This is a genomic window from secondary endosymbiont of Heteropsylla cubana (assembly GCF_000287355.1).
In the GTDB taxonomy this organism is placed as follows: domain Bacteria; phylum Pseudomonadota; class Gammaproteobacteria; order Enterobacterales; family Enterobacteriaceae.
Window position 1 is genome coordinate 68,320 of sequence record NC_018420.1, and the last position, 12,071, is coordinate 80,390.

5 protein-coding genes and 1 tRNA gene are annotated in these 12,071 nt (G+C 25.7%); 3 read left to right on the top strand and 3 right to left on the bottom strand.

All coding sequences use genetic code 11. From position 1 onward, the window contains the following. Positions 1–186: 186 nt before the first annotated feature. On the bottom strand, positions 187–321 hold the full coding sequence (locus A35E_RS03285) for a hypothetical protein (protein ID WP_268257769.1): 135 nt from the start codon (positions 319–321) through the stop codon (positions 187–189). Between the two features lie 1,389 nt (positions 322–1,710). Here A35E_RS03285 and corA point away from each other — a divergent pair. Next, a complete protein-coding gene (gene corA / locus A35E_RS00160) occupies positions 1,711–2,661 on the top strand; it encodes a magnesium/cobalt transporter CorA (protein ID WP_014888656.1) in 951 nt (316 codons plus the stop codon). A 3,562-nt stretch (positions 2,662–6,223) separates the two neighbouring features. Beyond that, positions 6,224–6,296: transfer RNA gene (locus A35E_RS00165), tRNA-Ala, on the top strand. A gap of 603 nt (positions 6,297–6,899) precedes the next feature. Here the strand turns inward: A35E_RS00165 and cgtA are convergent. Then, complete coding sequence (cgtA, locus tag A35E_RS00170; RefSeq protein WP_014888657.1) at positions 6,900–7,916, bottom strand: Obg family GTPase CgtA; 1,017 nt, start codon at positions 7,914–7,916, stop codon at positions 6,900–6,902. 1,801 nt (positions 7,917–9,717) lie between these two features. Here cgtA and A35E_RS00175 point away from each other — a divergent pair. Then, positions 9,718–10,362: a Fe-Mn family superoxide dismutase gene (locus tag A35E_RS00175; RefSeq protein ID WP_014888658.1), complete on the top strand. Its 645-nt coding sequence runs from the start codon at positions 9,718–9,720 to the stop codon at positions 10,360–10,362. A gap of 753 nt (positions 10,363–11,115) precedes the next feature. On the opposite strand, the gene A35E_RS00180 is transcribed toward A35E_RS00175, so the two are convergent. After that, the gene (locus tag A35E_RS00180) at positions 11,116–11,982 is read right to left on the bottom strand and encodes a YicC/YloC family endoribonuclease (protein ID WP_014888659.1); all 867 of its coding nucleotides are present in this window, start codon (positions 11,980–11,982) and stop codon (positions 11,116–11,118) included. Between the last annotated feature and the right edge of the window lie 89 nt (positions 11,983–12,071).

Here is a 12,071-nt window from a genome sequence, read left to right on the forward strand (position 1 = left end):
AATCAAGAAACATCATAGAGAAAATTTAATAAAATTTCTCGTTATCAAATAATAAATCCCCTTCGCCACAAAGATCAAAATCTACCACCATTAGAAAACTTCCTAGTTCAGACTAATTTGAAAATCGAAGTAATTCCCGTTCAGATATATCTAGGATACATTTCAAAGTCATAACTCTAAATGAATCTAAGACAAACTAGTATTGTCTCGCGTATTCACCATTGGCACGGAAGAAGCTCTCTTTCCTCCACCAAACATATTGACATATGCAAGTGATTCGACACCAAAAGAAGAATACGACCTAAAATATGTTGAGATCATAACGCACGACAAATATACCAATCATTATTCATACAAAAATCTAACACCTCTTTATCAAAGAATTTCATGTTTTTCTGATGATCTCCCCACCGAGATGCTTGAAAAATATAAAAACTAATCTATGCTACCCTCAGCATAGGTTAAGATAATATTGAAGAATGTTTAAGTAATCGTTATTTACTTTGGTCATAAAAACCAAAAAAAGTTATATAATATATAAAATAACCAATTAATTATAAATATATTAAACGATGCATTAGTATAAAATTTTTATTAAGAAAATTTCATCAAAGTTTCTCGATATAAACACTCATCTTCAATACTCACATTACACTTATAATTCTTAATCATTATGAATATCATTCTAAATTTCTTTGTGGAAGTTTGTAGATTCATGTTTTTATATATTTAGTAAATTACTATAATTAACAACTATTTAAAAAATAAAAATTTTACATAATTAATATTTCTAGATAAATTTTACCAATTATAATTAAGGCTATATAAACTTCACTTAGACAGTTGAAAAATAAGTCAACATGAATAATTTTATTATTATGCATTACAACTAATTAAAATAATACTATAATTAAAATTTTTCAACATTATAGATTACAGTAGCTTTTAATAATTTTGTATCACAAAAATCACATATTTTTTATTTACACCTAATGTTTTATCTATAAAAACGTGGTGGTTTTCATTAAACATCGATATTTTATTAATTATTATTTAGCAGTCGGTCCTTGTTTATCAAACAAGTCTATTTGTAATAAAAACAAGAAAAAAATCATGTAAAAAATAAAAAAACAAATTTCTTCTCTATGCCTATAACAGTAGCCTTATAACAATACTTATTTTAATAGATTAGTAATAAACCTTTGTTTTATAAGTTCTTGTACTGAAACAAATCATTTCAAGTTTATTAACAAGAACCATTGTTTCAATTTCTAGTTATTAAAAAAAAGGCAATAACTTATTTTTATAAAACTTTTTCTTTGTCACTAAACTGAAAAATTGTAAAAAACATCCCGTGATTAATCCTATAAAATCAACAAAAGTTTAACTAAACACAACAAACCCAGTTACGTCACATATTGACAGACTTTTTATTCTAAGCGTAACATGATAGAACTATCTATGCGGAGAGAATTACACCTTATCCCCATAGATACTAAATTGATAATCTATTTTGCTTAAATATATCACTAAAACTACCTGTAGAGAATTAGTAACTTTAATAAAATATCATTGATTATCAAAGATAGGTTTCATAAAGCTCGATCTGCAAACAGTCTAAAAAACGAGAGTGGACATTTGTCACCCCCTCCCCGTGTTTCTATGATCGAATGCATTTCCCGTAGTTTACCGTGAAGGAAACGAGAGCATATGCTTAATGCATTTCAACTAGAAAACCATCGTTTATCGCGTCTTGACTCTGACAACTCTGGTTCCTTGTCCAAAGCCGTATGGATAGATCTTATCGAGCCTGGAGACCATGAAAGAAAACGAGTTGAAAAAGAGCTCGGACAAAGCCTGGCAACACGTTTAGAGCTAGAAGATATAGAAGCATCTGCTCGTTTTTTTGAAAATGATGACGGGCTACATATTCACTCTTTTTTCTTTTATGCTGACGCTGAAGATCATGCAGGTAATGCTACCGTAGCATTCACCATCCGTGATGGTAGACTCTATACGCTACGAGAACGAGAACTGCCGGCATTTCGTTTGTATCGAATGCGCACTCGAAACCAGGTACTTATAGACGGTAACGCCTATGAATTATTGTTGAATTTGTTTGAAACAAAAATCGAACAATTGGCAGATGAAATTGAAAATATTTATAGCGATTTAGAGGCAGTAAGTCTCGTGATCATGGATGGTCATCTAGGAGATGAGTATGATAACGCAATCTCCACTCTTGCTGAACTAGAAGATGTCGCTTGGAAAGTTAGATTATGTTTAATGGATACTCAGAGAGCATTAAATTTTCTAGTACGAAAAACACGGCTTCCTGGAAACCAGCTTGAACAAGCACGAGAAGTTATACGCGACATTGAATCGTTATTACCTCATAACGAATCATTATTTCAAAAAGTAAATTTCTTGATGCAGGCAGCAATGGGATTTATAAACATCGAACAAAATCGTATTATTAAAATATTCTCGGTAGTCTCAGTAGTGTTTCTCCCCCCAACTTTAGTTGCCTCCAGTTATGGTATGAACTTTAATTTCATGCCTGAACTTAGATGGTCTTTTGGCTACCCTGCCGCAATCATTCTTATGATAATAGCTGGATTAGCACCATATTTATATTTTAAACAAAAAAAATGGCTTTAATAAGCTAACGCAACTATAAAAAAATTACGGGTGATTATGATGTAAAACCATTTATCAATGTATATTAAAAACAAATAAACGTAAACATATTAATAATTATTTACACATTGCGTCAATAATTAACATAATAAGTTATAATATGTTTTATATATATTTACTAATTAATCAACATAAAAATACAGATTGCATTTATTGCATAAATGATTTTTTTTAAAAAAACATTTTTATTAAAGTTATCTTTTCATCAACAACTTGTTAAAGTTATGAGCTCTCATAAAAATCATTTAAATGATCATAAAGCTCTTAAGTAATACAAAAAGATTAATAAATATCTCTATATTGCGATCTGATGGCGAACCAAGAAAAAATTAAAAAATCGTATAAATCATAGTTTGTTGTTTTACTGTTCAATCTAATTTGATCATATTTCTTCGCTTTTATGCTTTTCTCCAGAAAGGTATCTCTAGATTAGAGTTTGTTCTTGTCTAAACTATTTTATAAATTTTATTATAAAGTGTTTTTATAGGATATATCCCTATCAATATATCAGTTTTTATCAACCAACCAAAAAAAATTAGTAGATATTGTATGTTTTTTTATAAAAAACTCTTAATGACAATTTTAAAGAAATCTGTATGGAAATACGTAAAAAATATAAAATACACTATGTGTAGTATAGTATTAAAGTAAAAATTATATTATAACAATATGACTACTTTAATTTCACAAACAACTTTTTACTTTTTTCTTCATTTTAAAGAAAAAAGATAGTACAAAAAAATATTCATATAACACTATGCAACCATCTTTAAAATAACCAAAAGATTAAAAAACATATTACTAATTAGCAATATAAATAGTACTAATTATTTCTTATAGCAATTAACCAATATATAAATAAAATATCAATCTTATCAATATTCACCCCCCCATACTGCATGATCAACATACATACAAATTTGCTAATATAGCAATATCATAAACAAAAAAAGTTATACTTCTTAATTATTCATTCCATCAAAAATAAAATATTGATTCAGCTATAGCAAAAAAAATACAACCATGAAAGCCTTAAAGAAGAATTCAATATTAATACTATACTAATAGAAATTTATACTTTTAATCATATTTATTCTTTATTTTAAACTTATACTTTAATTTTAAAGATATTAACTAATTTACATATATACTTAAAATTATTTTTCTTTAGATCATATTTATGAAATAAAAATTTCAAAAAAAATAATAGAAAAACCAATTATATTCTTTATATTTTCACAATATTTTATCTTAATTTCATAGTTTATCTTAACAATAAACTACTGTGTTGCATGTTGATAAAAATGATTTAAGGTGGGAGAATGTTTTTCTTATACTTTTCTAGTCTATACTTCTTCACTGAATATACAAAACATCACAATACGATTAGTTCAAAAATGTTCTGAAGATTTTAGTCCTATCCTCAGGAATAAATATATATATAACAAAATCCACTTTATGTGATCGCATTTACCCAAAAAAAATAATATGGGTTTTATTAAAAACATATCTATAAAAATAATTTTTTTTGACTACCTAATGATAATCCATAAAAATAAGCTAATAAATATTATCACTAATTAAGAAACTAGATTTCTTGCTAACTTAAACCAACCTTTTTTTAAAGCTCTGAGGTCAAAAAACTTTTACTCACACTCATGAAATATGAAAAAGAAGAAACAACATTGAAAAAACATGATAAACACGTTTAAAGACATCTAAAAAAAACCGAACAAAAAAACCTAATATCTATAAAAATAAAAATGAATCCTTAGCATATTTACAGTATAATAAACATAGGAGAAAATTATTAAAAATATACTGCTACCTCTAATAAGAATTAAATCGCTTATCTCTTTTTTTCTTATCTGCTCCTATTATAACTACTCTTTTGAAGGCGTGCTTCTTTACATCGTAAATATAATACCTACAAAATATATCTTAAAATGCTGAATATCAGTAGTATACTATAGCAACCGAGTTTAAAGTTTTTTTGAGCTAATTACAACCAAAAATTCATAAAACAAAAAACTTAAATAAGGTCTTGTTATATTTATATTGCCGATGTTGTTATCAGTTAGATACTTTATAATTTAATGTAACTGTTTCTATGCTATAATATAAAAAATCTATTATTGCTAAATGTATGATTTTTATTTGTCTAGCAATTATAGAAAAATTATTTCCAATAAAATTTCTTAATTCAATAACAAAATCATTACTGGACAGAATTAAATAATTTGCGACTAAAATAGATCTTTTTTTTAAAAATCGATGTTTATACCTAAGCACAAACAAAATCGATAGTGATTATATCTATACGTGCCACAAACTTGCATTCTTAAACTAATAACGCTACAACAAACTAATGTAAAAAAACAGTAAAAATGTATTGCTTAGCAAGCCTATTACATGAAAATTATCCTTCAATATACAGAAGGGTTATTACTTTCTTGTCTAACATTAACAACTTACTTCTATTAACCTCCTTCGAATTAGTAAGATATATGCCTAAAAAAATTCATATTCACGATATAATCGTGATCAAAGAACCCCCTCCGTGTTATTTTTTTTAGTTAATAAACTTCTCTTAAGAAAGAGTTAGAAAAAATTACAATAAACATTTCTTATTTCCTCAAACTAAGATTGAGTGCTATCTACTTTTTTTTAACATTAAATTACAAGATTTTTTAAATGAAGTTCATATAATTATCAACAAAAAAAAATTGAACACACCAGATTTGATAAATTATGATCTTCATGTAAAATATTTAAAATTTTATTGAAAATATGAACATACTTATTTTTTTTGTTATAAGGTAATTTCATATCAAAAATATATTTTTGATAACTGTTACAACACGCTCTCATAGAGTGAATGTCCTAATCTAAAACAATCACTCTTAAATACAATATAGCATTTTCTATTACTAATATAATTTAATAATTTATTATATTAACATATTTACTTAAGCATGTATCTAAAAATATTTAAAATTAAAACAACCCTAATCGTATGTATGTATGGAAAAACTCCTCAATCTTATAGTGAAATTTTCACTTATATTTCCCTTTTTCTAAATGTGTTTTTCCTTATATATCAATAAAAATAAATTCTGAATTCTTACTTCAGTGTTAAATGACATTTTAACTTACATCATTTTTTTTGTATTTACTAGAGTTTAAATACCTATTAAAAAACATAATTATTAAAATTGACAAAAGTTTTTTACAATCTACAAAAAAATATTAATATGTAATGTTGTTTAATATTTTCTTTTCTGTTGAAAATCAAACTAATGATAAACATTTACTCTTAAATAACATCATTAAAAAAACAAGGAAAACTAAATGTTTTTAGTCACATTTTATTAGTAACATACTAAAACTGCCTACTAAACAATAAAAAATAAAATCACTTTTATTCTTTTTATGAAAAACTTGTTAAAATTAACCATATTTGACTAATTTAGCTGTTGACAATATTTTTTATAATTTATAATTTATTGTTGCTTAATAGTATGGGGCTATAGCTCAGACGGAAGAGCGCTTGCATGGCATGCAAGAGGCCAGCGGTTCAATCCCGCTTAGCTCCACACAGAAAAAAAATAGAATATCCAATACATCTAAGTTTACTTAAAAAGCTCTTTGTTATATCTAGCGAATACTATATTTATATGCTAATTTTATAATTTACCTATAAAGCTTTGCAAATTTATAAACTGCTGCATCAAAAGAATTATTCTTTTTAATTAGAAAAAAACCATTTTCATGATTGTAAAATATAAATTTAAATCAACGAAAATCTCTTTAAAAATATTTACGCAATTAAATTGTTATTTAAAAATATCTCTAAAACATAAAATTAATGAAATCATAGATTTCTTCATAATACAAAACCTATATTTTGATTTTTTCAATTTTATAGAAAAATAAATTCTTCAATCATTATTATTAATTTATTTAAAATCCAAAAAAAAATATTTCACACAAGAAACTCATTTATAAACAACCCATATTTCTATTAGATAAACTAAAATACTTATTGTATTACTATCAATTAATATTTAATTCCAATGACTTAATTTTTTAAAAAACTGATATAAATAAAATTAATTTAATATGTTGTTTAAAGCATAAACATCACAATTTAAATCTATTAATAAATCTACTTAAACTTATTTTCAAAAAAATCTTATTTAATCTTTCTGTTGAGCATTAACAAATGCCATTAGATCCTGACATAGTACACTTAAACCTTCTCTCCTCCTAGCAGAAACCACATAATATTTTTCTGTCCAATTTAAGTCTTTTAAGATAGATTTAGCACGAGATACCCCCTCTCCTGATTTAAGCAAGTCATTTTTATTAAAAACTAACCACTGTGCTTTAATAGCTAAACTTTCACTATAATGTGTCATTTCTTTTATGATAATCTGGATATTATTAATCGGATCTGATCCATCTGTTGGGTTTAAATCAACAAGATGCAGTAAAATTCGGCATCGCTCTAAATGTTTAAGAAATCGAAGTCCCAACCCAGAACCATTGGCTGCCCCTTCAATAAGCCCTGGAATGTCTGATATCACAAATCGTTGTTGATTATCTAGATGTACTACACCTAAAGTTGGAATCAATGTAGTAAATGGATAATCGCCTACCTTAGGTCTAGCCGATGACACTGCACAAATAAATGTAGACTTACCAGAATTAGGTAAACCAACCATTCCAACATCAGCCAATAACATTAACTCTAAGCCTATCTCGCGAATCTCCCCAGGAGAACCGTTGGTTTTTTTTCGTGGAGATCTGTTCGTCGATGACTTGAAGCACGCATTTCCCAATCCACGTAATCCACCTTTTGCTATCATTAACTGTTGTTCATGGGAGGTCATATCACCTATTACCGCTTGAGTACGCACATCTAAAATCCGAGTTCCTACAGGAACTTTAATAACAACATCTTTACCACGCCTTCCAGTGCAATCACGACTTTTTCCATTTTGACCACTTTCGGCAAAAAATTTTTTTTTAAAACGATAATCAACGAGAGAGTTTAGATTTTCATCCGCTAGTAGCCATACGTCACCGCCGTCACCACCATTTCCACCATCAGGCCCACCTCGGGGAATATATTTTTCCCGACGAAAGCTAATACATCCTTTTCCGCCATCACCACCTGCCACTAGAATATTTATAGAATCAACAAACTGCATGTTCATACTCCAATAATATTTTAATAAGATTGATAAATTTATATCTAACTTTTTTTATATTAACCTGGTCGGAAAAAATCTTTGATTAAAGAACTATACCATCAGCACCGACATCACCAGATATCCCTATTTTAAAATCAATTTATTAAAATCTGCTAAAATTCTCATTTATAAAACTACAAATAAAAAAAATTTTATTTTACAATACAGCTAGCCAATAATAGAATAAAAATAAAAAAATGCATTGTTAAATATATTTTTTTCTATTTTTCACTAATATTTCATTAAAATTATTCGAAATTAAATTCCTTCCTACAATTAAGAAATAAATAAGACATAAAATTATAGTTGTTATATTTAATTAATATATCTCATTTTTTATTTTATTATTATTGTAGTTAACACTTTAATTTTATAGGATTACTGCATCATGATCATATTAATTACATCAAAATTCTATATCTTCTCGCTACGATAGAAATGAAAAACTTTATCTATTTTCAAACAAATATTGTTCAAATACCCTAATTTATTTTCTGATTAGCAATTCAATTCTTCTAAATGCAATTTATTTATATTATAATGAAATAATTTACAAACGTTTTTAATAAAAAAATAATTAATATTATTTTTTTAAAGTTAATTTACTAGTAATATTTCACTTTATTTATATAATATTATGGAAATATGTTTATCGCACTTTTATATTCTCTTAAAAAAATATAAAAATATTATTTAAATAAATAGATAAATAGAATATCGAAATAAAAAGCAATATATTCATCAATATAAAATATTCAAGCATTAAAGTGCTTATTAGTAAATAATATTTATTTGATCTCGATCATCTCTAATGTCAACAAAATAATTTACAATTAATAACATAGGATTGCAGAAAACCACTCATCAATATTTATTAATAAATTTACTTATTTTTATATTGTAAATGTTGTTTTTAAAAAAAATCAAATTCTATTAATCGGTAAATTTATACTATATTGTTATTCAAAGTTTATCTTTAATAAAAACATCTTATCTTTTAATATTTATTAAATAAAGTTTTCACTATAAACAACTAGACATCATAATCATTATAGTGATTAACCACACTTAATACGCTTTATTTTAAATTAAAGGTTAAAATAAAAAAATAATTTATTTAAAAAAACTAATTTGTGTTTAATGAACACGCTTATTTGTATAGAAAGTTATAAAAGATTAATCAACTCCCTTTGCATGTTTAAAAGTGTAGTTTTGTTTACACTGAAGTGATGCTCATTTTTAATTTAAATTGAGTGATTTGTGTTTTTATAAAAAAAGCTAAAGGATGTTACTCGATAAACAAAGATGATTAAAAAATAACTTTTATTTTAATAACATAAAATAAATAATCTAACTCTTTCTTATTTCAAGATAGGAATTTAATATTTTACATCAAAATTTACTTTACATATTAAAGATATTTAAAAAATACTAAACAATGTAATAACATCTAATTAATTGTTATAAAAATATCTTCCATTTAATAAACAAAAAGTTTATTAAAAATAAGCATTCTAATTTTTCTAACTTTAAATAATTCAATAAAAAGATAAGATTTTAACAGCAGAAATTCAAAAAACATGATATTATTTAAAACTTATAATATAAACTATATCTTCATTAAATTTGTTTAATCACACTATTAATTAAGATCTTTTTGCGTAGAAATTATAGAGGTATTAATATGACTACAACATGTTTTTATGATATATTTAAACATAAACTTGTAAATAAATTTTAACTAACATGGAAAATCAACATGTATTTTACTTTACCTTCTCTTCCCTATAGCTATGATGCTATGGAGCCATTTTTTGATAAAAAAACAATGGAAATTCATCACACGAAACATCATCAGACTTATATCAATAATGCTAATGACACCTTAAAAAATATACCAAATTTCACCATACCACCTGTCGAAGTGCTCATAAGAAAAATAGATACATTTCCGATAGAAATACAAAGAATACTACGTAATAATGCAGGTGGCCACGCTAATCATAGCTTATTTTGGAAAGGGTTAAAACAGGGTACTTGCTTAAGAGGTGACTTAAAAAATGCCATCCAATCTGACTTCGGTAGTTTTAATGCGTTTAAAGAAAAATTCGAACACATCGCTACCACTCATTTTGGTTCTGGTTGGACTTGGCTTATAAAAAAAATAAACAAATTAGACATTATATCAACTAGTAATCAGGATAACCCACTGATGGGTAAAATAATTTTAGAAAATTGCGGTTATCCAATTATAGGACTCGATCTCTGGGAGCATGCTTATTACCTGAAATATCAAAACTGCCGTTCAGATTACATTAAAGCATTTTGGAATGTAGTAAACTGGGAAGAAGCAAATGAACGCTTTTCTTTTGCGTCCGCTGTTGCTAAAGACGAAAATTTTTAAATTGATATTAAACAAAATTATATTTATCTAAATATTATTAATATTTAAAAAATACATTTTAAATCTACTCAAAAAAAAATCTTGAGTATAGTTATACTCTTATATATATTTAAGAAATCAACTACACTCAAGACAAGGAACACTTAAGAATAATTACCGGATTACATTCCCATGATATAAGCTGGCTGACCTCTAAGTGAAAAACTATCTTCTTAAAAATCCCCTCATGAATATTGATTCATTTGCTTTTCCATATAAAAATATTGTAAATATCTTACGCAACAAGATTAACTTCAATTTTAAAAATATTTAAATTATCTTAACGATAAGATATTTAAGTTTAGTCACAAAAAAATATAATAATGATTATCACCTTCTTAATTCTTAATTAAGAAATAATTTTTCTTACTTATTCAAAGTTTGTTAAAATTTAAAATGTGACTAAATAAGTTCCAGAATGTATTGATAAAAAAACAAATTAATATAATTTATTATAAATAATATAAAAGCTACTTAAAAAAATAAACATATTAAAAATCCTGACAATATCAATAATATTATTATATTCAATTAAATTTAATTATATAGATAGAAAAATTTTAATTTTATATATAATTAAAACAAACTTATCAAGAAAAATTTATTAAGTTTCAAGTAGACTAAAAAATCACTTACTCATGTCAAACCAGCAAACTTTTTATTGAAAATAAAACTATTAAAAGAATAGAAAGTACTTATAAAAAACAAGAGATCTCATTCAAGGTTTTTAGCCTGCTCACGTATTTGTTCAATTAATATTTTTAATTCAATTAACCTTTTTGCAATGATAGGACTAATAAATATTAAAGCTAGTGAGTTTACAGTACGACTAAATTCCTGAAAGACAAAATCTAAATAACGACCTATTGCCCCTTTTTGATTTAAAATAAAATAAGTTAGTTTTAAATAATAATTTAATCGATTCATCTCTTCTAAAAAATCTGTTGTATATGCCATTTTTACTATTTCTTTCTCTAAACTATCACTCTTTAGTTGCATATTTAAAGATAATATCTTATTAATAAATCTATTACGTTCCCAATCTAATATTTCCATAATCTTCTCATAAATCTTAAGCAAAACGGCTTTAATGCTTGTAAGTCGTTGCTTAATTAATTCACATAATACACTACCTTCATCTTCTCTAGTTCTTATAAAATCCTCAATCGTCACGTCAACAGCAGATAGCAAATCAGCGCGAATGAATTCGAAACCTTGCTCTTCAGCATGTAACATAACGCCAGGATAACACAAAATAGACATAATATCTGTCTTTGTTTTACTGCTATGTCTTTTTAAGAGGGCTATAGATTTTATTATCTGTTGTGCAAATTTCTTATTGAAAAACACCGTATTTTTTATAGTGGGATTCAAGTAACAACGGAGGTTAAATTCCACTTTACCTCTGGTAAGACGACAACAGATACGTTCTCGGATATTTTTTTCCAAATCACGGAATTGTTCTGATAAAAAGATGCTGAGGTGAAGATACCGTTGGTTTAAAGATCGTAATTCCAAAACTGCTCTTCCCCAATTACATTTTATCTCACGCCGAGTAAAAGCAGTCATGCTACGGATCATAATTATTTCCATATCTTAAAAATAAATTTAAAAATTAACTACTATTACAATATGTTATAAAACATCAACTGACAACATAAACCTTATTT